Genomic DNA, 24,299 nt, shown 5'->3' with positions numbered 1-24,299 from the left:
CATGAAGCACTCACTGAAACTTACCATCGCCGTCGTCGCCAGTTGCCTGACGTCCCTGGTGTTCGCCGCCGACGCTACCACCTCGATGCGCGGAATCGACGTCGCAGCACCCAGCCCGGCACCCGAGATCAAGGATTACGCTGGCAAACGCCCGGGGACGGAGGAACCCGTCGCGCGCACCTTCAGCACGCAGCCGCCGGTAATCCCGCACGCGGTGCAAAACTTCGACGAAATCAACCTCGAAGGCAACCAGTGCATGGACTGCCACTCGGCGGCGACCTTTCAGAAGAAAAAAGCGCCGAAGATGGGCGATAGCCATTTCATCGACCGTGACGGCAAGAAACACGCCGAAGCGACCGGTGGACGCTACAACTGCGTGCAATGCCACGTGCCGCAGGTCGACGCGCCGCCGCTGGTCGACAACACCTTCAAGGGCGACGCCGTCAAGAAACCAGTCAAGAAGAACTGAGGCAGGAGGGTCGCCGGCAAGCCGCCGGCACTCACGCTGCTCAATGTTCCAGGTCGTGCTCTTCGCAAAGCCCGAGCATCGCCTTGCGCGCGGCATCGCGCAAGGCCACGGCCGCGGCCCAGTCGTCGCCCACCGGCGCCAGCAGTGGCCCGAAGGTCAGCGCCAGGCGACCGCGCCGCGGGAGCCACGTCTGATCGCGCAGGATCGCACGTGTGCCGCACAGACCGGCAACCAGTGCTGGCGTCCCGGCCCGCGCAGCGGCGACGAAGGCGCCCATGCGAAACGGCTTCAGCCCGGCTTCTCGCGAGAAGGTTCCTTCCGGGAAAATCACCAGATTCTGACCTTGCCGGAGCGCCGCAGCGATCTCGTCGACGTCCTCGGCACTCCTCGACGCCGCGAAGCGCTCGACGAACAGCGTGCCGAGCGCGCTCAGGAAAGCATGTACTGCCGGCTGTTCGACGAACTCGCGTTTGGCGACGAAACAGTAGGCCTGGCTCGGCGGCAATGCCGCGCAGAGGGCCAGCGCGTCAAGATAGCTGCAGTGGTTGACCAGTAACAGATGCGGCGCTTTCGGTAAACCCGCCGCGGCGCCGATCTGCAAGCGAATCCCGGCGAGCACCAGGACGAGCCGCGCCACCCGGTGCACCAGGCGACGTCCGCTCGCCGGCGAGTGCAGCAGCTTGCCGAGAACGACAACTGCCGCCGCAGTCGGCACGCCGAGGACGAGAAAAACACTCCAGCACCAAGCGCCATAGAGCCGCCGGCCAAGACGCCGCGCCATCTCGCCCAAGCGCGCGCGCAGCGACGCGACGCCAAGGCGCAGCATCTGTTGCCGAGCCGGCGCCGCCGGAGCACCGATCGCGCCGTTCTCGTAGGCGTCGCGCGAAGCGTTGCGGCGAATCTTGCCACTCGAAGTCTTGAGTACCGAATTCGGTGGGGCCAGGACAATTTCGTCAGCCGGCATTCCGATTACATCGATTGCGGCAGCGTTGATCTTCTGCCGCAGCGCGTCGAGCACCGTCGCATCTTCCTCGCGCGTCTCGGCCAGAACGACCAGCCGTTCGCTGCCATTGAGCGCATCCTGGCTCGCAAAAACGGCCACGCAGCCCTTGCGCACGCCCGGAATATTGCCGACCGCCTGTTCGAGTTCGTAGGGGTAGAGGTTCCTTCCGCCACGAATGATCAAGTCCTTGACCCGGCCGGTCAGATAGATCTCGCCAGCGACGGTATACGCAAAATCGCCGGAGTCGAGCCAGCTGTCGCTGAACAGCGCCTGCGTCGCCGCTGGGTTGCGATAGTAGCCACGCGTCGCCGAGGGGCCACGAAACTGCAGTCTTCCGACGCGCCGATCCGGCAGTTCGCAGCCTTCCGCGTCGACGATACGAATCTCATGCCCTGGCAGGACCCGTCCACACGCCGGAACGAGTATCGCTTGGTCATCGTCGCTGGTCGCCGGAACGGCGCTTTTCTCGTTGACCAGTTCTTCGCGCCGGATCCGATCGATCAACGGCCCGCGCTGCAGCGTTGGGAAAGCCAGCCCGACCGAACATTCGGCAAGACCATAGACCGGCGTGATCGCCTCGCCGCGCAAACCGTAGGGGGCGAAGCGCTCGGCGAAAGCCTGCAGCGTCGCCGGACTCACCGGTTCGGCGCCGTTCAATGCCAGACGCCAGGACGAGAGGTCCAGCCCCTGCACATCGCCGTCGGCGAGTTTTCGCGCACACAGCTCGTAAGCGAAGTTGGGCGCCGGAGAAATCGTCCCGCGATGATCCGAGATGGCCCGCAACCAGCGTGCCGGGCGCGCGAGAAACGCCAGTGGCGACATCAGCACCAGCGGCATGCCGAAGTAGAGCGGGCAAAACCAGGCGCCGATCAGTCCCATGTCATGATAGAGCGGCAGCCATGAAACGAAGACATCGTCACTGGTCACCGCGCAGGCCTCGCCCATCGCGCGCACGTTGGCCAACAGGTTGGCATGGCTGAGAACGACTCCCTTGGGGTCGCCCGTGCTGCCGGAGGTGTACTGCAGGAAAGCGATATCGTCGGCTTGCGCGCGGTACAGCAAGTCGATCGGTTCGCTGTCGAGCTCCGCCGGGGTGAGCACTTCATTCAGGCTCGGCACCTCGCGGCGCAACAGCGCGGCAACGCCTTTCGCCTGCGGCACGGTGACGATGAACACCGCTTCGGCGTTGGCGAGAATACGCGCGTGCCGGCGCAGGTGATCGTCGATCTGCGCCAGCCGCGCCGGAGGATAAATCGGCACCGGAATTCCGCCGGCCAGCAAGACCCCGAAAAAGCTGCTCAGGTAGTCGCGACTGGTGGGCAACATCAGGGCCACGGTCTGTCGCGGCAACAGTCCGCGGGTCACCAGGCCGGTGGCCATGCGGCGCGCCTGCGCGAACAGATCGGCGTAGGAAATGGCCTCGGGGAGAAACTCGCCATGCCCGCCGCCAGTCCCGTAGAGCAGCACATGCGTGCGTTGCGGATTGCGTTGCACGTGCCACTCGAAGACATCGACCAGCGTCGCCGCCTGCGTCGGAACCCCGATCGGGCCGCCACCGTGCTTGGCCAGATCGACGCCGGTCGGCGAATGGTCTTCGGCCGCTGCACTGACGATGAAGCGCAGCAAGTCCTGCGCCGTTTCGGCGTCGGCCAGCGCCGCCTCCGGCAACGAGCGGCCGAACTCACTGCCGACACGCAACAGGAGTTCGACGCGCGCCAGGCTGTCCAGGCCAAGATCGCGCTCGAGGTGACTACCCAGGCTCACCCGTGCGACACGGCCCGGGCGCGTCTCGGCGACCAGAGCCGTGAGCACGCCCAGCAGGCGCTCCGACACTTCCGGCGACGGCGGCAGCAAGGGCGCTGGCAGCGGTTCCGCGCTCACCACCGGCGCGCCTTCCGGCCAGCGATCGCCCGGCCGAACAGCGGCTGGCGAGCGACGCGGCGACGAGCACCGCGCTCGCCGCACTCAGCGACGCTCATCGATTTCCCCGATACGAATGGCCTGCGTCGGACACGGCGCAAAACACGCCGCGCAGCCGGTACATCGCGAAGTGTCCACCACCGGCAAGGCAATTCCGCCGACCCGCGGCACGAAGCGAATGGCGCCTGCCAGGCAATGATCGCCGCAGATTCGGCATTCGATCTGCCTGGCCGCCAGGCAGCGCTCGCCAATGGCCGCGCGCAGAAACCAGGCTTCCTGAGCCGGTGCACGACGCAGCGCACCGGTGGTGCACGCGTCAACGCAGGCGGCGCAGAACGAGCATTCGCCAACACCGAAATCAAGCACCGGATAGCCGCTGTCGCTGTTGCGGATGATCCCGGTCGGACAGACTGGCTGGCAATCGGCGCAGCGCGTGCAGGCCTGCAGAAAAGCCTCTTCTGCGACGGCCCACGGCGGCCGCAATGGCGCCGTCGCCCGTGCGAATCTTCCGCGGAGAAAGTTGCGACGGCTAGCCGGGTCGCTCACGGGCCCACTCCAGGCATTCAAGACGCCGCTGGTGTGCCACCGGCGCCAGCTCGCCAGCGAGCGCGTACCCGCGCTCAGACGCGACGCAGGTCCTGCCTGCGGCGGCGCGCCGCCGAATGCCGGGCAGGGCCATTTGGTCACACATGCAAAGCTCTCCAGTGGTTGCAGCGATCATCGTTCGCTGGCCGAGTCTACCAGACTGGGGAGAGCAGCGTCGGGCAAGCGTCGTTGGCAGGAGGTCCTACCACCCCGGCTTCCAGCCGAACGGCGTCACCGCCAGATAGGCGAGGCTGCGCCAGTAGCTGCGATCGATCGACCAGGCCTTGAGAAACGCCCTGGCAGCGATCGCGCGGCTTGCGCCAACGCCCCCTTTCAGGTGCCCGAGGCCGAATTCGGCGCAGTAGATGGCCAGTTGGCGCCGGAAACGTTCCGCCGCAACGCAGCGACCGTCCTGGCTGCACAGTCCCCAGCGTTCTGCCGCCGTCTCGAGCAGGCGCGTGCGGTAGTCGATTGGCCTGATGACCCGCGACCCCTGCGCCGAGTGCTGCCGATAGAGCGTCGTCGCTTCGCGGAGCTTCAGGAACTGCGAGCTTCTCGACACTCGCAACCAGAAATCCCAATCCTCACTGTAGGGAAGCGCTTCGTCGAAACCCGCCTGAGCGACGACGACCGCGGTTCGTGCCAGGGCGGTGCTGGTCAATACCCAGCTGTCGAGCAGCATCTGGTGATAGATCCAGCCCGAAAAGTCGTCGTCGACCCCTTGCGCAGCCGCTCGCGGGAGGTAGTCTGCCGGCGCCGGGAACGCTCCCGCGTCGTCCTGCCGCCACCAGACGAAGTCGGTGAACACGACATCGACTTGGGGATTGTCGGCGAAAGCCGCCAGCTGGTTGGCCAGCTTGTTCGGCTGCCAGTAGTCGTCATGGTCGACCAGGGCGATGAACTCGCCGTGCGCTTCCCTTATGCCGTGGTTGCGGGCGGCGCAGACGCCGGCGTTGCTTTGCTCAATGACCCGAACCGGATCGCCGAAACGGCGGGCAATGGCACAGGTGTCGTCGGTCGAGCCATCGTCGATGACGATGATCTCGAGATCCGCAGCGCCCTGGCGAAGAATGCTGTTGAGGGTTTCGCTGATGTAGCGCGAGCAGTTGTAAGTGGGGATGACCACGGAGACGGACGACATGACAAGAAATCACTCCAGGCAAGGGCTGCAAGTAAACGGGCGCGCAGCAGAACCAGGGCTTGTCCGGACAACCCGCAGACCGCGAGCCAGAACGGGTGCCGCTTGGATGCGGACGAATGTTACCCGATTCACTCACATTGTTCGTGACAGGCTTTGCAACGACCGCCGCGCAAGGTACCGGCGTCGCGCCTGCCGGCACAACATTGGCCGTAATGACAACTCGGTCACACCACGGCTCCTTTTGGCCGGCCTTCTCCGCCTACAAGCCTGTTAAACCTTGCTATGATTTCCTTCGCCAAAGCAAGCTTCCTGGTCCGGGGGCCGCTGAAGATGCCCTAGCGTAGTGTTTCACGCAACAGCGAACATAAGAACGCCAGCGGCGACATGGTTTCAAGCGGCTGTCCGGCGTGCTGAAAGTCGCGCCGGAAATACAGCGTCACAACAGCCTGCACGTCATTGCGAGGAGGCGTAGCCGACGTGGCAATCCAGAGGTTCTGTTTTTCGCGCGGCTGATATGGCACACCTGCAGTCAGAGAATGGAACTGGATTGCCGCGTCGGCTACGCCTCCTCGCAATGACGGTGGCTGGGAAATGGTGGCCCGGGTTTGGCGAGGCGGGCAGCGGTATGGACCGGGCGAACTTCCGCCACCCTGCGCTTTTACGCTGCTGTCAGGGTCGCTGAAAGTGTCATCAAGAATGCAGCACTACACTAGCGTAGCAAGTCGAAGAAGAGAGGAACCGCCGCCCGTGAGCCGAGCCGAATTTGATGAGTTTGCCAAGGATTACCGCAGCCTGCATGCGCAGAACGTGGCCATCACGGGCGAAGAGCCGGAGTATTTCGCCGAGTACAAGATGCGCGACTTCGCCCAACTGGTACGCCAGACAGGCGGGCCGGCCGACGGCCGTTACCTGGATTTCGGCAGTGGTGTCGGGGCGTCCGTCGCGCCGTTCCGCCGCCATCTGCCACAGGCACAACTGCTCTGTGCCGACGTGTCGGCAGAAAGCCTGGCTGCCTCCCGCATCGCCCACGGTGACGGCCCCGACTACCTGCTCATCAACGGTGCCAGCCTGGACCTTCCCGACGCCAGTGTGGACGGCGGATTTGCCTGCTGCGTCTTTCACCACATCCCGCCTGCTCAGCACCTGGCTGCCTTGTCCGAACTGCGGCGGGTTCTCAAGGCGGACGCGCCGTTGATGATCTACGAACACAACCCGCTGAATCCACTGACGGTGCGCGCAGTCAACACCTGCCCGCTGGACGTCAACGCGATCCTGATCCGCGCCGGCGAGATGGCGCGGCGCTGTGCGCAGGCCGGCTTCAGCTCGACGAGCGTGGACTATCGGGTGTTCTTTCCAGCAACGCTCAAGGCCTGGCGACGTTTCGAGGATCGCATGCGCTGGCTGCCTCTGGGGGCGCAGTATTTCGTCCACGCCAGACGATGATCGACGGCACGACCATTCGTTATCTGATCGTCGGGGTGGTCAATACGGTCATTGGCTACGGCCTGATCGTGCTCCTGCAGTACGGTGCCGGGCTGCCTCCCCTGGCGGCCAACGCCGGTGGCTACCTGGTGGGCTGGGCGGCCAGCTACCTGCTCAACCGGAGCTACACCTTCCGCAGCCAGCGCTCGCACCGCGAGGGACTTCCTGCCTATGCCGCCGCGGCGATGGCCTGCTACGCCCTCAATGCAGCCGTCCTGCATCTGGCGTTGAGCTGGCTGAAACTTCCTGGCGCGCTCGCCCAAGCTTGCGGCGTTGCCGCCTATACCGTGTCCTTCTATCTGGTAAACCGCTATGCCATCTTCAAGCACCGCAGCTGCTGATACCGTTGCCGCGACAGCCGTCGCGCGGCAAGCGCCCGTACTCGGCGTCGTCGTGCCCTGCTACAACGAGCAGGAGGTCTTTCCCGAGACGGCGCGGCGTCTGGCGGCGCTGCTGCAGGGCCTGATCGACGCTGGCCGCATCGATCCCGCGAGCCGTACCTGGTTCGTCGATGACGGCAGCCGCGATCAAACCTGGAGCCTCATCGAGGCCGCCGCGGAGCAGCCGGCGATGCGCGTCTGCGGCATCAAGCTGTCGCGCAATCGAGGGCACCAGGTCGCCCTCCTGGCCGGCATACTCACCGCCAAAGGCGACGTCCTGATCAGCGTGGACGCCGATCTGCAGGACGACCTGGGGGCAATTTCGCAAATGCTCGAGGCTTTTGCCGGCGGTCACGACATCGTCTATGGCGTCCGCAGCGCTCGCGGCACCGACAGCGCCTTCAAGCGGCTCACCGCCGAAGGCTATTACCGGGTGCTCGACCGGCTGGGGGTGGAGATCGTCTTCAACCACGCCGACTACCGGCTGATGAGCCGCCGCGCGGTGGAAGCCCTGCGCGAATACCCGGAGTCCAATCTCTTCCTGCGCGGCCTGATCCCGCAACTCGGCTTTCCGTCGACAACGGTCGCCTACGAGCGCGCCGAACGCTTTGCCGGCGAGTCCAAATACCCGCTGGGTAAGATGCTCGCGCTCGCCTGGCAGGGAATGACTTCGTTCTCGGCAGCGCCGCTGCGCATGATTACCGCACTCGGGATGCTGGTGTCTGTGCTCAGCCTGGGCATGGGGCTCTGGGCTTTCGGCGTGCGTTTATTCACCGACGCCGCGCTACCCGGCTGGGCGTCGATCGTCATTCCGCTGTTTCTGATCTCGGGCGTCCAGCTGCTCTCGCTGGGCGTCATCGGCGAGTACCTGGCGAAAATCTTCCTGGAGACCAAACGCCGGCCGCTCTTTTTCGTCGACCGCCTGGTTCGCTCCGACACTGACCCTGTGTCGTGAGAGCTGCCCACGCCGATCGCGCCGCCGAGCCCAGCGGCGGCATGCCGCTGCTTGCCGTCGTCGGGGTCACGCTGCTCGTGCAACTCGTCCTGCAGGCGTATTTCTTTCCGCTGTCGGCCTTGTGGGATGCCGCGCGCCTGGTGCACATCGACGCCCCTTTCCACCAGTACCAGATGGAAGTTGCCCGCCAACTGTGCGCCGAGCAGCGCCTGACCGGCTACGACATCTTCTTCGCTGCCGGCCACCTCGGCGGGGTCAGCTTCAACGCCAGCGCCAAACTACCGGCCCTGCTGGCCTGCCTGGATACGGCCTCCGCCAACATTCCCGTGATCTACAAGCAGTTCAGTTTCTGGTCCGGGGTTCTCGCCCCGGCGATGCTCGTCGCCACCTGCGTGCTGCTACGTCTGCCGGTCAGCGTTGCGGCTGTGGTCGCGCTTTTCAGCGTGCTGCTCTGGTGGACGGGCGCCATTCGCTGGTACCACGCCGCGGGCCTCGTGTCATACGTGATCGTCGCCTTCGCCAGCGTTCCTTTCGCGGTTGCCGCGCTGCGCGTTTGCCGCCGGCCGACCCTGTGGCGCCTGGCGCTGCTGACCGTGGTGGCGGCAATCGGCCTGCTCGTGCACCCCCTGTTTGTCGTCGCCGCCGCGCTGATCGGCTTGCCCTTGCTGGTGGACGAACTGCGTGCCGGCCTGCGCATCGCCAACGTCGTCGCGGTGGTGGCCGTCCTGCTCGCCGGCATGCTGCTCCTGAACGGTATCTGGCTGTGGCCGTCGCTGACCACGCCCAGCTTCGCGACGATTGTCCACCCCTATCAGCGTGCGGTCGATCCAACACTGGCGCTGCAGGAACTGCTCGGCCTGGCGCCGACGGCGGCCGGCGGGTCGCGACTGTACAACGTCCTGTGGATCGGCGCTCTGCTGTGTATCGGCTGCTGGCGCGGCAGCGCGCGACGCGCGCTGCTGGCGCTGATCGCCGCTGCCGTGCTGCTCATGATCTGGGCCTCGTTCGGAGCCGTCATCCCGGCGCTCGCATCCCTGCAACCCAACCGCTTCAGCGCACTGGCCTGGCTGTGTCTGGTCGTCCCGGCGGCAGCCGGCGTGGTCGCGGCAGCGCAGCAGATTCCTGCGGCGCACGGGTTCGGACGCTGGCTCCGGGGCGCCGCGCTGCTCATCGTTGCCGGTTTTCTGGCCTTTTTCGTCCGCGAAGCGGAGCGCGAGATCCTGGCGCCGGCCGAGACCGGCCGCTATGCCGTTGCCGCACCGGAAGTCAAGGGCGAAGGTGGACTTTCCCGGCCGCTGCTCGACTTTCTCGGCACACAGACTGACGCCTCGGCGCGGGTTTTCTTCGAGCTCTCACTGGCGCGGGTTCACGACGGGGGCCACATGGCGGGCCTTTACGCCCTGGCCAGCAATCGTGAATTCATCGGCGGCCCCTACCCCTTTACCGACTTTGCCAGCGCCTGGGACGACTTCGCCTTCGGCAAACCCTACGCCGAGCATTCGCCGGAGCAGCTGAACGCTTTCCTTGACGCCTACAACATCCGCTGGATGCTGTGCCACAGCACCGCCTGCCGGGCAGCCATGGCGGCCCTGCCCGGAGTCGACAAGCTCGCCGACCTGGGGCCGGTGACCGCCTTCGTGCGCGCAGCGAGCCCCGGTTTCGTCGTCCACGGGAGTGCGCGGGTGGTCGAGCGCTGCATCAACCGGGTCACCCTGGCCGATGCCGCCGGCTCACCGCTGATCCTCCGCTACCACTGGGTGCCCGGGCTGGTGAGCGTTCCGCCGGCGCGCATCGAAGCGGTGGACATTGTGCCCGGGGCACGCCCCTTCATCGCCATCCACGATCCGCCGCCCGACCTGACGCTGCGTGTCGGCGACGGTCCGGGCCAGGCGTGTGACGCCCGCGCCAGGCCGTCGCCCTGACTCCACTCCAAGTCAATCGCCTGCGACGACACCCCCGCAATCGCCTTGCTCAGCTGCCGCTGGTCGTCCCCGGGACATCGCTGTCCACCACCGCCGGCTCCTGCTCGGAATCCGTATCGCTACCGGCAGCGCTATCTTTGGCGGCGAGGGCGAGCTGGCGCTTCTCGTCCTTCTTGCGTTTCTTCTCTAGTTCTCTCTGGCGCTTCTCGAACTGATAATTTGGTTTTGCCAAGGCGAGTCCCCCAATAGCCGCGGCGCGGCTCGACGAAGTAAAAAGCGGGCAGTGTCGCACAAATCGGCTTGCTCGCGGCGCCCGATGTTGCCTTGGCAGAGAATGGAAGGCGATAGCCTGTCTCGGCCAAGGCGCTAGAATGGCGACTTCATAACGCTCGGCGGCATTCCCATGGAACAGGACCAGCCACCACTGACTTCCCCCGCCGACGACCAGACGCCGGCCCGGCAGCCGCTGCCGCGGCCGACACGCCTGCCGCTCTATCTGGCGCTCGCCTACCTGGTGCTGATCAGCTACGCCAGCCTCTACCCGTTCGCCAACTGGCGTGACCTCGGCCTGTCGCCATTGGCCTTTCTCGGTGCCGCCTGGCCACGTTACTGGACGGCTTTCGACCTCGCGGTCAACATCGCCGTTTACGTGCCGCTGGGTTTCCTGCTGGCGCTCACCCTGCGGCACTTGCCCGGCCGTTGGTCGGCGGCCGTCGCCGCACTGCTCGTCGGCAGCCTGCTCAGCTTCACCGTCGAGTGCCTGCAGAACTGGCTGCCGGCGCGCGTGCCCTCGAATATCGACCTGGCGTGCAACATTTCGGGAAGCGCCATCGGTGCTGTACTTGCCGTCTGGAAGGGCAAGCCGATCTTTCGCCGCGTCGCCCAGCTGCAACAGGCGCTGCTGGCACCGATACCGCACGCCGAACTGGGCCTGGTTCTGATCGCCATGTGGCTGCTCACCCAGCTGTCACCCGAAACGCTGCTCTTTGGCGTCGGCGACCTGCGCCAGGTGCTCGGGCTGACGCCGGCGGTCCCCTATGCGGCGCCGGCGTTTTTCATGCTCGAAACCGGCGTTATCGTCTGCAACACGATCGTCATCGGCCTGTTCACACGCACCCTTCTAGCCGACCGCAACGCGCCGCACCTGGTGCTGTTCAGCTTTTTCATGCTGGCGCTGGCGATCAGGACGCTCGCTGCGGCGGTACTCGTCGCCCCGCACGACGCCCTCGCCTGGCTGACCCCGGGCGCCCGGCTCGGGCTGCCCATCGGCGGCGTGCTGCTCTCGCTGCTGCTGCTGCTGCCGGCAGCACTGCGCATCGGGTTCGCCGGCGTCGCTCTGATGGCCGGAACGGCGCTGGTCAATCTGACGCCGCCCAACCCCTACTCGGAAGCGGCGCTGGCCACCTGGCGCCAGGGCCACTTCCTCAATTTCAACGGCCTCACGCGCTGGATCGCGAGTCTCTGGCCTTTCCTCGCCCTACCCTATCTGACCGCGCTCGGTCGCCGCCTCTGATCACGATCCGGCGGACTTGCGGCGCGCCTGGAGCTGTTGCTCCCAGGCGGCGAGCGGCGGCGCGCGGCGCTCGAGATCGCCGGCCAGTCGCACTTCCAGGCGCTCGAGCAAATCCAGGTCCTCGGCCGCGAGGCTTTGCGGGTGAATGCGCTGCACCTGCAACACCAGGTCGCCAGCCGCACGTCGGCCTTTTGCGGGGAAGCCCAGCCCGGGCAGACGATACTCTTCCGGAGGCTGAGGATCCGCAGAGAGGTCGAGCGTCGTCGTACCGGTCAGGCTCGGTACCTCGATCCGCCCCCCGCAGAGCAGGCGATAGACGCTCACCGGCACCCGGCAATGGATGTCGCGCCCGTGCAGGACGAAGAGCGGATGCTCCGCCAGGCGGATTTCCAGGTAGAGATCGCCGGCTTTGCCCCCTTCGCCTCCACTCCCTGCCCGGGGCGTCGCCTGGCCGACCAGGCGCAGGCGCTCGCCGGCGAGCAGGCCCGGCGGCACGGTCACCGCCAGGGTTCGTGGCTGGTGCAGCCAGCCACTGCCGCAGCAGTCGGGACAGTCGGTCTCGCGCAGAAAGCCGCGCCCGGCGCAGCCCTCGCAAACGCTGGTCCCGCCCCCGCGCCGGCTGGTCCGACCGCAACCGCTGCAACGCTTGCAGGGCACCGAGGTGCGGTGTTGAACGCGGCCACTGCTGCGACAACTGACGCAGCGAACACCCTGCACCAGGGCGATCGTTTTCCGGCAACCGAGGGCGGCCTCCTCGAGAGTCAGCGTCAAGTCCTGTGTCAGGTCCTCCCCCGTGCTGCGCTGGCCCGCAGCCTTGCTGGCGCCGTAACTGCTTTCACGGGGAGCGCTTGCACTGCCTTTGCTGTCGCGGCGCCCGCTTGCCGCCGCCTTGCTGGCCGCCTGCGCCTGCCGCCACTCGGCGAGCCGCTGCGGGTCGAGAAACAGCTCGTAGGCCGCGTGCACGCGCTTGAACTCGGCCTCGGCCGCCGCCGAGTGGTTGCGATCCGGGTGCCAGTGCATGGCCAGCCGGCGATAGGCGCGCTTGATGTCGGCCGGCGAAGCCTCGGAGCTGACGCCGAGGACGGCAAAGGGGTCTTCACAGATAGTCATCGCTTGCGCAGTACCGGTGCCTCGAGAACCTGCCGCAAGCAGGGGACAGGAGGACACCCTGGGGCCACGGCAGAAGGCGCATTTTACGCGATCAGCGATCATCGTTCCCGCTGCGGCGCCAAGCCGTCGTCCAGCGTCGCTCAGCGCTGCGCCTGCGGCCCTCTAATCGGCGTTAGAATCGGACGTCGCCATCAGCAAACTGCCGCCAGGAGCCCGTTCGCATGAGTTACTTCAAGCATCACGTCTTTTTCTGCTGCAACCAGCGCGGCGAGGGTGAGACCTGCTGCAATGACGCGGGTGCAAGCGCCGCCCAGGCCTACGCCAAGGATCGCATCGGCGAGCTGAAGATGAAGGGGGCCGGCAAGGTGCGCATCAACCGCGCCGGCTGCCTCGACCGCTGCGACAACGGACCGGTGCTGGTCGTCTATCCGGAGGGAGTCTGGTACAGCTACGTCGATAACGAGGACATCGAAGAGATCATCCAGGAGCACCTGGTGCACGGGCGCGTCGTCGAACGACTGCGCATCTGAGAGACGTTCGCGAAAGGAAGCCCAGGCCATGAAAGTACAGCCCGAACACCTGTTGTTCGACGGACCGGTCGGCAAGATCGAAGTGATCGTCGAGAATCCCGGCGCGCCGCGCGGCATCGCCATGATCGGCCACCCGCATCCCTTGTTCGGCGGCGGCAACACCAACAAGGTCGTGCAGACGCTGGCACGCACCTTCAATCATCTCGACTACGTCGCGCTGCGTCCCAACTTTCGCGGCATCGGCCAGACCGAGGGCACGCATGACGACGGCCGTGGCGAAACCGAGGATCTGCTCGCCGTGCTCGCCGAAGCGAAGTGCCGCTACGGCAATCTGCCGGTCGCGCTGGCCGGTTTCTCCTTTGGCGCCTATGTGCAGACGCGCGTCGCCGATGCCCTGCGCGAAGCCGGTCATCCGGCGCAGCGCCTGGTGCTGGTCGGCACGGCCTCGGGTTTCGTCGAAGGCTTGCGCCAGTACCGGACCAAGGCCGTTCCTGGTGACACCATCGTCATCCACGGTTCGGAAGACACCACCGTGCCGCTGGCCAACGTCATCGAATGGGCGAAGCCGCTCGAGCTGCCGGTAATCGTCGTCCCCGGTGCCGATCACTTCTTCCACCGCCGCCTGCACGTGATCCGCGAAATCGTCACACGCGCCTGGCGGCACTGAGCGCTGCCGGCGACGCTGCAGGAGCCGAGGGAGCCAGTGGAGCCCGTGGAGTAGAGGAGTGGAGGGGCAGAGGAGTACAATCCGCCCTGTGGCCACTCTGCTCGTCCTGACCAACCTCCCCGACCGACCGTCTGCCGAAGCGCTGGCCAGCGAACTCGTCGCAGCGCGTCTGGCGGCCTGCGTCAACGTGCTGGCGCCTTGCCAGTCGACCTACCGCTGGCGGGGAGCCCTCGAGACCACCAGCGAAGTACCGCTGCTGATCAAGACCCGCAGCGAACGCTACGCGGCGCTCGAAACCGCCATCCGCAAACGCCACCCCTACGAGCTTCCGGAAATCATCGCCCTGCCGGTGACCGCCGGGCTGCCCGCCTATCTCGCCTGGGTCGCCACCGAAACGCGCGACCCCGACGACCTTGAAGACGCCCCGCAATGACCTGGTTGTTCGTCCTCCCGCACTCTGTGCGGCGCTTTTTCCAGCGCTCCTCGCTGCTGCCGTTCCTGCTCCCGGTGCTCATGCTGCTCACCTGGCCAGCGCAGGGCGAAGAGTTTCTCGACCCCGCGGTCGCCTTCAAGCCGACGGCGCATGCCGTCGACGGGCAAACCATCGAAGTGCGCTTCGAGATCGCCAAGGGCTATTACCTCTACCGCGACAAGTTCCGCTTTACTGCCGAGCCGGCGAGCGTGCAGCTTGGCACGCCAATCCTGTCGCCGGGCAAGGTCAAGGAGGACCCCAATTTCGGCAAGGTCGAGGTCTATTACAAGCAGGCGCTGATCCGCATTCCGGTCGAGCGCAACAGCTCCGGGCCACTGCCGCTGACCCTGAAAATCACCTCGCAGGGTTGTGCCGACGCCGGCATCTGCTATCCGCCGCAAAGGCAAACACTCGCGCTTGAACTGCCGGACCCGGCGACGACGCCCTCTGCAGGCGCAACGACGCCAGGCAAGGACTTCGGCGACGACGAATCGGGACGCATTGCGCAGCTGTTCGGGAACGCCAGCTTCTGGTTGCTGGTCGCCAGCTTCTTCGGCTTCGGCCTGCTGCTCTCCCTGACACCGTGCTGCTTCCCGATGATCCCGATCCTCTCGAGCATCATCGTCGGCTCCGGCCGCGACGGGCATGGCGTATCGCACGCGCGCGGCTTCTCGCTGTCGCTGGCCTACGTCCTGGGCATGGCGATCACCTACGCCGCGGCGGGAGTCGCCGCCGGGCTGACCGGCACGCTGCTCACCGCCGCCTTGCAGAACGCCTGGGTCCTCGGTGCCTTCGCGCTGGTCTTCGTCGCCCTCTCCCTATCGATGTTCGGCTTCTACGAACTGCAGCTACCGACGTTCCTGCAAAGCAAGGTCTCGGAGGAGGCCAGCCACCTGCGCGGCGGCTCGCTCCCCGGTGTCGCCGCCATGGGCGTTCTCTCGGCGATCATCGTCGGCCCCTGCGTCGCCGCCCCGCTCGCCGGCGCCCTGCTCTACATCGGGCGCAGCGGCGACGCCGTTCTCGGCGGCGCGGCGCTGTTTGCCATGGGCCTCGGCATGGGCGCACCACTGCTCGCCGTCGGGCTGTCCGCTGGCACCCTGCTGCCGCGCTCCGGCCCGTGGATGGAAGCGGTCAAGAAATCCTTTGGCGTCCTCCTGCTGGCCACCGCCGTGTGGCTGCTGTCGCCGGTCGTCCCGGTGGTTGCGCAAATGATCGCCTGGGCCCTGCTGCTGATCGTCCCGGCGATCTACATGCACGCGCTCGACCCGCTGCCGCCGCACGCGCGGGGCTGGCAGCGCTTCTGGAAAGGCATCGGAATTTTCATGCTCATCGGCGGTGCAGCGATGCTCCTCGGCGCGCTGGCCGGCTCGCGCGACCCACTGCAGCCGCTGTCGGCGCTGCGCAGCAGCGCGGCAGAGGTCGAAGTCAAACAACTGCCCTTCACCCGCGTGCGCACGCTCGCCGAACTCGAACGACGCATCAAGAGTGCCGGCCAGCCGGTGATGATCGACTTCTACGCCGACTGGTGCGTGTCGTGCAAGGAGATGGAACGTTTCACCTTTGCCGATGCGCGCGTGCGCGCCAAGCTCGCCGGCTGGACACTGCTGCAGGCCGACGTGACCGCCAATTCGGACGAGGACAAGGCTCTTCTGCAGCGCTTCAATCTCTATGGCCCGCCAGGGATCATCTTCTTTGACGCCCAGGGTCGGGAGATCGACGGCGTACGCGTCGTCGGCTTCATGAGCGCCGACGAATTCCTCGGCCTGCTGGCACGCCTGGGTTAGGCTGCGCGCCCGACCGCACCTGCACCTGCCAGGACCGCACCTGTCGGGGCCACACCTGCCAGCGCCATGGCGCGTGGAGCCCGCGGACTCAGGCATCGCGTACGGTGCGGCGCCCCCACGCGTCCGTCAAGCCTCCGCGTGCACGGTTGCCTTGCGCTCCAGCTTGCCCCAGCCGACGAGGACGCCTTTCAGCGAGGTCAGGGTGCTCTTGATGGCCACGTAGTACATCAGCTGGCGATAGAAGAAGCGCTGCCAGAACAGCCAGATCAACAAGCCCCAGCTTTCCTTGCGTTCGAGGACGAAGGCGAGGATGGCGGCCAGGTAGTCCACGCTGACGAAGAGCGCGTAGTAGAAAAGGACGCGCCACAGGTTGTCGGGGGAATACGCCTCCGGGTGATGCCAGTGATTGAAGGCCGCCGACCCCAGCGAGCCGATCAGGAGCAGGTCCATGATCGGCGAGATGAGCGGGAAGAGCACCTGGAAAATGATCACGTTGGGCAGGGCGACAAAACCCAGCGCACCGTAACGCGGACGGAAGACGACATCGCGATGTTTCCAGGCGGCCTGCATGGTGCCGTACATCCAGCGGTAGCGCTGGCCGATGAAACCGCGCACGGTGTCCGGCGCTTCGGTCAGGGCAATCGCTTCTTCGTCATAGGCGATGCGCTTGCCGAGCTTGCGAATGGCCAGGGTGAGGTCGGCGTCTTCGGCCAGGGTGTCGTGCCTGAAGCCGCCGGCACGGTCGACGAGTTCGCGACGCCAGGCGCCGACGGCGCCGGGAACGACGGTGATGCAGTTGAGGACGGCGAAGGCGCGGCGATCAAGATTCTGGCTCGTGATGTACTCGAGCGCCTGCCAGCGAGTGAGCAAATTGACGCGATTGCCGACCTTGGTGTTGCCGGCAACGGCACCGACCTGCGGGTCGATGAAGTGGCGAACGAGCTTGCTGATCGTCTCCCTGGTGAACACCGTGTCGGCGTCGAGGGCGACAACGATTTCGGCGCGCGTTTGCGCGAAGCCGAAGTTGAGTGCTGCCGGCTTGCCCGCGTTCGCCTGGCTGAAAACGCGCACGCGCGGGTCGTTGGCGAAGGCTTCGCTGGCCACACGATAGGTCGCGTCACTCGAGCCATCGTCGACGACAATGATCTCGAGGGGGCCCGGCGAGTCGCAGGCGAGCAGCGAGACGATCGTCTGGACGATTACCTTCTCTTCGTTGAACGCCGGCACGACGACCGCGACCGATGGCGCGTAGGCCGGATCAAAGGCGCGATGACGCTCGCTCCAGCGCTGGTAGATGGCCAGCCCGCCAACGAACAGCAGGCGCGCGATGCCGAGCGCGATGCCGAGAACGAACAGCCAGTCGATTGCCGCGCCAGCCCAGTTGATGACCGCGAACGCGGCTCCGTCGAAGCGGCTGCGCAACTGATCTTCGGGGAGCACTGGCGGCATGATGGCGTCGCGGCTGCGGCCGAGGAGTTGCGCAATGGTGACGAATTCGAAACCGCGCCTGTGCAGCGCGTCGACAATTCCCGGAATCGCCGCCACGGTCTGCGTGCGGTCACCGCCCGAGTCGTGCAGCAGCACGACGTTGCCGTCACCGCGCTCCGCCGCCTCGACGACGCGCTTGACGATCTCGGCGGTACCGGGACGCTTCCAGTCGTCCGGGTCGATCTGCATGCCGACGTTGACGTAGCCCTGCCGCGCGGCGAGTTCGACCGGGCGCACCTGGTCGATGGTTTCCGGTTCGGCGTCGACGGCGTAGGGCGAGCGGAAGAGCAACGAGTGACGGCCGACCTCGCTGGCCAGCAGGTGTTGCGTCGCCGAGAGTTCGAGCTCCAGCTGCTTTGGCGAGATGCTTGAAATGTTGGGATGGGTGAAGGTGTGGTTGCCGATCTCGTGCCCTTCATTGACCGCGCGGCGCAGCAATTCCGGATGGTTCTGGCCGTTGGCGCCAATGATGAAGAAGGTCGCCGGCACTCCGGCGTCACGCAACGCGTCCAGGATCAGCGGCGTGAATCTCGGGTCGGGTCCGTCGTCGAAGGTGAGCACGACCTTGCGCTCGGCGCTGCCGTGGCGGGTGATGACGTACGGCGACGGGAAAGCGGTGAAGCGCTCGCCGGAAATCAGGCCGCGCTGCGCGTCGAAGCTGATGCTCCGCCGGCCGACCTGCGGCTGCGCCGTGACGTCGAGAACCTCGCCCTTGCCTTCGTAGTCGACGCCGTAGGCAAAACGAATTTCGCCAAGTTGCTCTGCGCGCGCGGCGTCGAGCGGGCCTTTCCTGCCGAAGATCTGCCACAGCGCCGGATCTTCGCTGCCCAGTCGCCACAAGGCCACGCCACGCGGGTGCAGCGAGCGCAGGGTGACCAGCTGGTTGAATGCCGTCACGGCATCGAGCAGCCAGACATGATGGCGGCGGTCGTCGTCGTCAGCGTAGGCGAAGGTCGGGTTGAGCGAGACGGGGTCGAGCTGCAGCTTGGCCTCCGACTCCTTGGCGATGAGTACCGCTTCCTCGAAAGTACGTTCCTCGGCCGGCTGCCCGGGGGGACCCCAATCGTAGGCGTAGTTGCCGATGGCGACGATCATCTTGTCGGCCGGAATGTCACGCTGCCTGGCGTGCAGGACGCGCGCGAACCACGGCAGGCTGGCGATCGGGCCGTGCCTGCCGTCAGCCCAGTGCTCGTCGTAGGCCATCACGATCAGATAGTCGGCGTTGCGCACCAGCCTGCGGTAATCGAAAGCGGCGTCGGCAGCCGGTACGTTGACCGACACCAGCAGCTTCCTCGGATGCATCACCGCATACAGCTCGGCCATGAAACGCTGGAAGTCGGGTTGCGCCCTGGCGGCGATGTTCTCGAAGTCGATGCTGATGCCGGCATAGCGATGAGCTTCGACGAAGGCAAGAATCTGCTCGATCGTCCGCTTGCGCGCAGCCGGATCGGCGAGCATGCGTCCCAGTTTTTCGCCTTCCCACTGGTGGCCGTTCCAGTTGTTGACCAGCGGCACCAGCGACAGGTCGGGTCGGCGCGCGCGAATGTATTCGGTGACGTGCGCGGTGCGCAGCGGATCGTTCTCGCGCAGCGTACCGTCTTCGCTCGCCAGGTGCAGCCACTCGGCGATCACCGTATCCAGGCTGCCGAGGTTCTCCTTCAGCGAGCTCATGCTGGCATCGTCCCAGTTGACAAAGAAGGCAATGGCCAGCGGTTGGCTGTCCAGGCCGGCGCCACTCGCCCGCGGCGGCTGCAGCAGGTGGCGCAGACTGCGCTCACGCTCGCGGGCGAGTTTGAGCTGGTCGTTGCGCAGGACCCGTTCGCGACGGGTCGCCGGCCTTTCGGGCGCCAGATCCGGGACGTCGGGAACGGCGTGCGCGCCGTGCGGCAGGAAACTGACATTCGGCAGATGCAGCGCCGGCAGCACCGGTGCGGCCAGAATACTGAGTACGAGTCCGCCCATCAGCAGCGTAAGCGCGACGCCGATCAGCGCCATGCCCAGGCGGAGACGCGGCCAGCGCTTGTTGGCCGGATCGAAAAACACCGCTTTGGCCGTTTTCAGGCTGGCGCCTGGCGCTGGTGCAGGGTCGAGGAGTGGCGGCTGGGACATGTGCGGATCACGAACCTGGATCAATGCGCCACTCGCGCGAGCGGCACTGACCGGCTGATCTTCCCGCGCCAGGAGCGAAAGCGCGGCGCGCCGCTCCGGCCGGGATGTCGGATCGAACGCGGAGGATAACGGGCATTGGGAACCTCGGGTGGCAGTGAATGCAGATCTTATCCGCAGTCCAGGTTTTGCGCACGAATCCTGTCCACGCCGGGTCGACAGCAAGGACCTCGCCCCTAAGTTTCGCCTAATCCTCGGTCGCTATCTTCACGCCTGCGCGAAATCCTGCGTGCTTTGAACGTGCGACGGCCAGAAGAACAAATTTCAATCGGGAAGCAGCGGCCGCCCTTGCTGCTCCCCGCCATTGGCGCGGGCTGCGTCGGAAAGTCTGCCGGCACCGCTGGCCTGGCGATCGCCGACGCGGCGCCCGATGCTGAATACAAGGAAAACAGAAATCATGTCCTGGTCATTGAAACCCTACTGGCGCAGCGCCCTCGTCGTCATCGGCGCCGCCCTGACGCTCTACCTGAGCTACTCCGAGTGGCGCCAGTTCTACCCGGCGACGGCCGCGACCGGCTGGGAGGTGGAGGTCTATCGCGACCAGATCCCCATGGTCAGCGCGCTGGCACTCGACGGCAGGGGCGACCTCTACATCAGCCAGGAGCTGTCCAGCGGCAAGGGCAAGATTCTCAAGCTGACCGCCGACGGCAGGCTGACCGAAATTCTCGCCGGCCTCTCCAAACCGGACGGCCAGGTGATCTTCCGTGGTGGTCTGGTGACTGGCCAGGAAGGCGGCAAGCTGCCGGTGCTCTGGCTGCGCAACGGCCAGACCGAAACCCTCTTCGAAGGCAACAGCGTCGAGGGCATCGCCACCGATGGCCGGGTGCTCTACGCCATTGAGGATGCGCGGCCGGGCCGCCTGTTGCGCTTCAACCCCGACAGTGGCGAACTGACCGTGCTCCGTGAAGGGCTGGACGACGGCGAGGGCGTCAGCCTGTGCGCCGACGGCCGGCTGTTCTATACCGAGAAGCGCAAGGGCTGGGTCAAGCAATGGCAGGCCAAGGGCCCGGACATCATCGTCGCCGATGGCCTCAACGCACCCGGCTTTGTACAATGCACGAGCGATGGCCTGTGGATCACCGAGGACGCCACGCACCTGGCGCGCGTGCTGCTGCTCGACACGGGCGGCAAGCTGCAGGTCATCCTTACCCACCTGCGTTCCGCGCAAACCCTCATCCCGCTCGCTGCCGGCAGTTACCTGCTCGCCGAACAGGGCCGCAAGCGCATCCTGAAACTCGAACGGCGCCCCACCTGATTCCGACAGTCCAACATTCCGAGCAGACATGACCGCCACCCTCGCACCGCGCAACGCACCGCTTTCCCGCCGCATCGCCCAGCCGACACTGAAGAGTCACCTGGCCTTCACCCTTCTCGGCGGCGCCGCGCTGCTCGCGCTGTACACCCTGTTGCGCATCGCCTTGCTCGTCTACAACCGCGAATTGATTGGCGACACTCCAGGCGCGACGTTCATCGAGGCCTTCTACAATGGCCTGCGTTTCGATGTGCGCCTGGTGGTCTATGCGCTGACGCCGCTGCTCCTGGCACTGCTCAGCGTCCGCGCCATGGCCGCCCGCGGTCTGCTGCGCTGGTGGCTGACCGCCTTCGCCAGCTTCACCCTTCTGCTCGGCATCACCGAGCTCGATTTCTACCGCGAATTCCACCAGCGCCTGAACGGCCTGGTGTTCCAGTATTTCGAGGAAGACCTGGCCACGGTGGGGAGCATGTTGTGGAACGGCTTCCCGGTTGGCCGCTATCTGCTGGCCTGGGCGATCGCCACCTGGCTGCTGGCCACACTGTTCAAGGGCCTAGACCGGATCAGCCGACCGGCGATCCCGGCGCTGCACGAAGAATCGCCGCCACAACCGGCATACGCGGCGCCGACCTGGTACGGGCGGAGCGGCCTGTTCCTCCTCTGCGCCCTGCTTGCCGTGCTCGCCGCCCGCGGCCACTTGCGGCAGGGACCGCCACTGCGCTGGGGAGACGCCTACACCACCAATTCGATGTTCGCCAATCAGCTGGGCCTCAACGGTTCGCTGACGCTGCTCTCGGCGGCCGAGGCCAGCATGTCCTCGCAGCGGAGCAATAGCTGGCAATCGACCATGCCCGACGAACAGGCGCTGGACATCGTACGCCAGCTGCTGCTCACGCCGCACGACCGCCTGGTCGACGCCGACAATGCGGCGATCCGCCGTGACTTCACTCCGCCCGCCGACCGTACCCTGCCGATTCGCAACGTCGTGGTCATCCTGATGGAAAGCTTCGCCGGGCATTTCGTCGGCGCGCTGGGCGGCACGGGCGACATCACCCCGCACTTCGACGCACTGGCCAGGGAGGGCCTGCTCTTCGACCGCTTCTTCTCCAATGGCACGCACACCCACCAGGGCATGTTCGCGACGATGGCCTGCTTCCCGAACCTGCCCGCTTTCGAGTACCTGATGCGCACCCCCGAAGGCGCGCACAAGTTCTCCGGCCTGCCGCAGCTGCTCAGTGCGCGCGGCTACGACAACCTCTACGTGTACAACGGCAACTTCCAGTGGGACAACCAGTCGGGCTTCTTCAGCAACCAGGGAATGACCCGCTTCATCGGCCGCGAGGATTTCGTTGACCCGGTGTACATGGATCCGACCTGGGGTGTCTCCGATCAGGACATGTTCGACCGCGCCGCCGCCGAACTCGACAAGCTGCCTGCCGACAAGCCCTTCTATGCCCTGCTGCAGACGCTGTCCAACCACACCCCGTACGCGCTGCCAAAGGTCCTTCCGATCGAGCGGGTGACCGATCGCGGCATTTTCGGCGAACACCTGACCGCCATGCGCTATGCCGACTGGGCCCTCGGCGAGTTCTTCGCGAAAGCGCGCAAGTCGGCGTATTACAAGCACACCCTGTTCGTCGTGGTCGGCGACCATGGCTTCGGCAGCGACCAGCAACTGACCGAAATGGACCTCTTCCGCTTCAATGTGCCGCTCTTGCTGCTTGCTCCGGGAATCCAGGACCGCTTCGGCAGCCGCAATCACCATGTTGGCACGCAGGTCGACGTCGTGCCGACCATCATGGGCCGCCTCGGCGGCACGGTACGGCACCAGTGCTGGGGACGCGACCTGCTCAATCTGCCCGAGGGCGACCTCGGAATCGGCGTGATCAAGCCCTCGGGCGGCGATCAGACCGTCGCCCTGGTCACCCCCGAACGCATTCTGATCGAGCCCAAGGGCTTCGAGCCGCGCCTTTACAGCTACCAGCTGGGGGCCGATCCGAAAGCCGAACGCATCCCGCTGGATCTGGCCCCGGAGTTGAAGGCAAAGCTGGAAGCCTTTCTGCAAATGGCCACCCGGAGCCTGCTCGACAATACCGCCGGCGTCGAAGCGGCGATGGGCCACAAGCCCTGAGCCGAACGCACTGCCCGCCATGGCGCCGACGATGTGCCGGCCGTAGAAAGCGCCCAGCCTGGCCACCCGGATTGGCAGGCGCCGGTCGGGCAAGCTGCGCTGCCTTGCCACCAGGGCAATGGGCAGCGTCTCGCGCGTTCTCAGCGGCCGTTGCTTCTGGACGCCACCGTCGGTTGCAAACAGGCGGAGGCGGACTTCGTACAGCTTCGCTCGACAGCATACTCGGCGGCCATCCGCGCATGGCCGTCGTAGAAGTCGACCAGCATCCTCGAGGAATCGACGACGATTTTCGCGAAACCATGTTGCGACCGACTGAAGAGCAGGCCCGGTTGTTCCTTTGCGACCCCATAGAGGCTCTGGCCCCCGCCTCCAGAAATGACATAGACCGGTTCGCCATCGCGCACGATGAGCTGCTGGTCGTGATCATGGCCCGCCAGGTACAGGTCGACCTGCAGTTTCTGCAGCACGGGCAACAACGCAGACACCAGCTCCGGTGCTTCGCCGTGTTTGCCGAAGTTGCGAAACGGGTGATGCCCTACGACGATCCGCCATGTCGGCTGCTGCGCCGAGGGCGAAAAGGCCTCCTCCATGAAACGCGCCTGCTTCGCCATCTTTTCCCGTGTCAGGTCGTTGGTATCGATAAAGACGACGCGCAGCAAGGGATGCCCGCTGTCCATGCCGAAATCCTTGCTGTAGGAGTGGCCCGGCATCTGCCAGCGGCCAGACCCGGCGTGCTTTCTGGAGTACTGTATTTGTGCTTCGGCGTTTCCCTCGACATCGTGATTTCCGAGAACGGCGTAGAACGGGATGTTGACCAGCTTGTTCCCGATATAGACGTTTTCAAACTTCCAGTTCCACCGCTTGTCTCGCGTTGAACGGACGCCATGACTGTAGAAATTGTCTCCCAGCAAGGCCACGAAGTCGGGGGCGCCGGCACGCTCCGCGACCCTTTCCATGCCGCGAGCGATCTCCCACTGCTTGAGCCCGCCCGAGCCCTGGTCGCCAAGCGCGAAAAAGGAAATGCGGGAGGCGTCGGCAGCGGGTTCGACGAGTTGCACCCGCGTTGGCGCAGCGAACAGCAGATAGGCAAGAGTGGCCAGCGCTCCAAGAAAAACGACGCCGACAAGCAGCGCCAGGCGAATCCGGATTTCTCTGATAATCGGCATCGGGGTTTCCTGCAGTATGGCCAGACGGAAAAATGGCAACGAAGACCTGCGCTGCGATCCAGCGCGTGCCACGAAATGCTCAGCCTATCGAGCGCGACTTAGATGGAACTTAGGGCGCGATGTAATCGACGAGCCGCAGCGGTCTCGGCGACCCGCAGGTCGG

19 protein-coding genes are annotated in these 24,299 nt (G+C 65.8%); 12 read left to right on the top strand and 7 right to left on the bottom strand.

Annotated features, from left to right (window positions below):
- Position 1 precedes the first annotated feature (1 nt).
- Positions 2-469: a nitrate reductase cytochrome c-type subunit gene (locus tag QZ613_RS13360; protein WP_043566614.1), complete on the top strand. Its 468-nt coding sequence runs from the start codon at positions 2-4 to the stop codon at positions 467-469.
- 40 nt (positions 470-509) lie between these two features.
- On the opposite strand, the gene QZ613_RS13355 is transcribed toward QZ613_RS13360, so the two are convergent.
- From QZ613_RS13355 to QZ613_RS13345, 3 genes are all read right to left on the bottom strand, one after another.
- Positions 510-3,353: an AMP-binding protein gene (locus tag QZ613_RS13355; RefSeq protein WP_291982840.1), complete on the bottom strand. Its 2,844-nt coding sequence runs from the start codon at positions 3,351-3,353 to the stop codon at positions 510-512.
- A gap of 84 nt (positions 3,354-3,437) precedes the next feature.
- On the bottom strand, positions 3,438-3,938 hold the full coding sequence (gene napF / locus QZ613_RS13350; RefSeq protein ID WP_043566749.1) for a ferredoxin-type protein NapF: 501 nt from the start codon (positions 3,936-3,938) through the stop codon (positions 3,438-3,440).
- Between the two features lie 241 nt (positions 3,939-4,179).
- The gene (locus tag QZ613_RS13345) at positions 4,180-5,118 is read right to left on the bottom strand and encodes a glycosyltransferase family 2 protein (protein ID WP_043566612.1); all 939 of its coding nucleotides are present in this window, start codon (positions 5,116-5,118) and stop codon (positions 4,180-4,182) included.
- Positions 5,119-5,865: 747 nt separating this feature from the next.
- Between QZ613_RS13345 and QZ613_RS13340 the strand changes: the two genes are divergently transcribed.
- Genes QZ613_RS13340 through QZ613_RS13325 form a run of 4 tightly spaced genes read left to right on the top strand, consistent with a single transcriptional unit; the run spans position 5,866 to position 9,857 of the window.
- Positions 5,866-6,561 carry a class I SAM-dependent methyltransferase gene (locus QZ613_RS13340; RefSeq protein WP_043566610.1) on the top strand — a complete coding sequence of 232 codons (696 nt, stop codon included), beginning with the start codon at positions 5,866-5,868 and terminating at the stop codon, positions 6,559-6,561.
- Positions 6,558-6,941, top strand: coding sequence for a GtrA family protein (locus QZ613_RS13335; RefSeq protein WP_291867609.1), 384 nt, complete (start codon positions 6,558-6,560; stop codon positions 6,939-6,941). The genes QZ613_RS13340 and QZ613_RS13335 overlap by 4 nt, the downstream gene beginning before the upstream one ends.
- 52 nt (positions 6,942-6,993) lie before the next feature.
- On the top strand, positions 6,994-7,935 hold the full coding sequence (locus tag QZ613_RS13330; RefSeq protein WP_043566608.1) for a glycosyltransferase family 2 protein: 942 nt from the start codon (positions 6,994-6,996) through the stop codon (positions 7,933-7,935).
- Positions 7,932-9,857: a hypothetical protein gene (locus QZ613_RS13325; protein ID WP_043566606.1), complete on the top strand. Its 1,926-nt coding sequence runs from the start codon at positions 7,932-7,934 to the stop codon at positions 9,855-9,857. Before QZ613_RS13330 ends, QZ613_RS13325 begins: the two co-directional genes overlap by 4 nt.
- 49 nt (positions 9,858-9,906) lie before the next feature.
- Here QZ613_RS13325 and QZ613_RS13320 read toward each other — a convergent pair whose 3' ends face one another.
- Complete coding sequence (locus QZ613_RS13320; protein WP_043566744.1) at positions 9,907-10,089, bottom strand: hypothetical protein; 183 nt, start codon at positions 10,087-10,089, stop codon at positions 9,907-9,909.
- Positions 10,090-10,260: 171 nt separating this feature from the next.
- Between QZ613_RS13320 and QZ613_RS13315 the strand changes: the two genes are divergently transcribed.
- On the top strand, positions 10,261-11,370 hold the full coding sequence (locus QZ613_RS13315; protein ID WP_291982838.1) for a VanZ family protein: 1,110 nt from the start codon (positions 10,261-10,263) through the stop codon (positions 11,368-11,370).
- Here the strand turns inward: QZ613_RS13315 and QZ613_RS13310 are convergent, their stop codons facing one another.
- On the bottom strand, positions 11,371-12,480 hold the full coding sequence (locus QZ613_RS13310) for a DnaJ C-terminal domain-containing protein (RefSeq protein WP_043566605.1): 1,110 nt from the start codon (positions 12,478-12,480) through the stop codon (positions 11,371-11,373). It abuts the gene before it with no gap.
- Between the two features lie 221 nt (positions 12,481-12,701).
- On the opposite strand from QZ613_RS13310, the gene QZ613_RS13305 reads away from it, so the two are divergent.
- The 4 genes from QZ613_RS13305 (at position 12,702) to dsbD (ending at position 15,933) form a co-directional block, all read left to right on the top strand.
- Positions 12,702-13,010 carry an NAD(P)H-dependent oxidoreductase subunit E gene (locus QZ613_RS13305; protein ID WP_043566603.1) on the top strand — a complete coding sequence of 103 codons (309 nt, stop codon included), beginning with the start codon at positions 12,702-12,704 and terminating at the stop codon, positions 13,008-13,010.
- Positions 13,011-13,038: 28 nt separating this feature from the next.
- Positions 13,039-13,677, top strand: a complete 639-nt coding sequence (locus QZ613_RS13300; protein ID WP_043566601.1) for an alpha/beta hydrolase — start codon at positions 13,039-13,041, stop codon at positions 13,675-13,677.
- 79 nt (positions 13,678-13,756) lie between these two features.
- A complete protein-coding gene (cutA, locus tag QZ613_RS13295; protein WP_291982876.1) occupies positions 13,757-14,110 on the top strand; it encodes a divalent-cation tolerance protein CutA in 354 nt (117 codons plus the stop codon).
- Between the two features lie 80 nt (positions 14,111-14,190).
- On the top strand, positions 14,191-15,933 hold the full coding sequence (gene dsbD, locus QZ613_RS13290) for a protein-disulfide reductase DsbD (protein ID WP_291865410.1): 1,743 nt from the start codon (positions 14,191-14,193) through the stop codon (positions 15,931-15,933).
- Between the two features lie 126 nt (positions 15,934-16,059).
- On the opposite strand, the gene QZ613_RS13285 is transcribed toward dsbD, so the two are convergent.
- The gene (locus tag QZ613_RS13285; protein WP_291982835.1) at positions 16,060-19,530 is read right to left on the bottom strand and encodes a glycosyltransferase; all 3,471 of its coding nucleotides are present in this window, start codon (positions 19,528-19,530) and stop codon (positions 16,060-16,062) included.
- A 454-nt stretch (positions 19,531-19,984) separates the two neighbouring features.
- On the opposite strand from QZ613_RS13285, the gene QZ613_RS13280 reads away from it, so the two are divergent.
- Positions 19,985-20,842, top strand: coding sequence for a hypothetical protein (locus QZ613_RS13280; protein WP_291982833.1), 858 nt, complete (start codon positions 19,985-19,987; stop codon positions 20,840-20,842).
- A gap of 28 nt (positions 20,843-20,870) precedes the next feature.
- Positions 20,871-22,970, top strand: a complete 2,100-nt coding sequence (locus tag QZ613_RS13275; protein ID WP_291982831.1) for an LTA synthase family protein — start codon at positions 20,871-20,873, stop codon at positions 22,968-22,970.
- Between the two features lie 140 nt (positions 22,971-23,110).
- Here QZ613_RS13275 and QZ613_RS13270 read toward each other — a convergent pair whose 3' ends face one another.
- Positions 23,111-24,028, bottom strand: a complete 918-nt coding sequence (locus QZ613_RS13270; RefSeq protein WP_291982829.1) for a metallophosphoesterase — start codon at positions 24,026-24,028, stop codon at positions 23,111-23,113.
- Positions 24,029-24,299: the final 271 nt, after the last annotated feature.

This window comes from Candidatus Accumulibacter sp. ACC005 (assembly GCF_907163215.1).
GTDB classification, from domain to species: Bacteria; Pseudomonadota; Gammaproteobacteria; order Burkholderiales; family Rhodocyclaceae; genus Accumulibacter; species Accumulibacter regalis.
The sequence above is the reverse complement of the archived record's forward strand: the minus strand, read 5'-3'. Positions and strand labels throughout refer to the sequence as shown.

Coding starts and splice junctions, on each gene's coding strand:
- QZ613_RS13335 (WP_291867609.1), top strand. CDS start 6,558: ATGATCGACGGCACGACCATTCGTTATCTGATCGTCGGGGTGGTCAAT.
- QZ613_RS13300 (WP_043566601.1), top strand. CDS start 13,039: ATGAAAGTACAGCCCGAACACCTGTTGTTCGACGGACCGGTCGGCAAG.
- QZ613_RS13360 (WP_043566614.1), top strand. CDS start 2: ATGAAGCACTCACTGAAACTTACCATCGCCGTCGTCGCCAGTTGCCTG.
- QZ613_RS13280 (WP_291982833.1), top strand. CDS start 19,985: ATGTCCTGGTCATTGAAACCCTACTGGCGCAGCGCCCTCGTCGTCATC.
- QZ613_RS13305 (WP_043566603.1), top strand. CDS start 12,702: ATGAGTTACTTCAAGCATCACGTCTTTTTCTGCTGCAACCAGCGCGGC.
- QZ613_RS13310 (WP_043566605.1), bottom strand. CDS start 12,480: ATGACTATCTGTGAAGACCCCTTTGCCGTCCTCGGCGTCAGCTCCGAG.
- QZ613_RS13345 (WP_043566612.1), bottom strand. CDS start 5,118: ATGTCGTCCGTCTCCGTGGTCATCCCCACTTACAACTGCTCGCGCTAC.
- dsbD (WP_291865410.1), top strand. CDS start 14,191: ATGCTGCTCACCTGGCCAGCGCAGGGCGAAGAGTTTCTCGACCCCGCG.
- QZ613_RS13315 (WP_291982838.1), top strand. CDS start 10,261: ATGGAACAGGACCAGCCACCACTGACTTCCCCCGCCGACGACCAGACG.
- QZ613_RS13275 (WP_291982831.1), top strand. CDS start 20,871: ATGACCGCCACCCTCGCACCGCGCAACGCACCGCTTTCCCGCCGCATC.
- QZ613_RS13285 (WP_291982835.1), bottom strand. CDS start 19,530: ATGTCCCAGCCGCCACTCCTCGACCCTGCACCAGCGCCAGGCGCCAGC.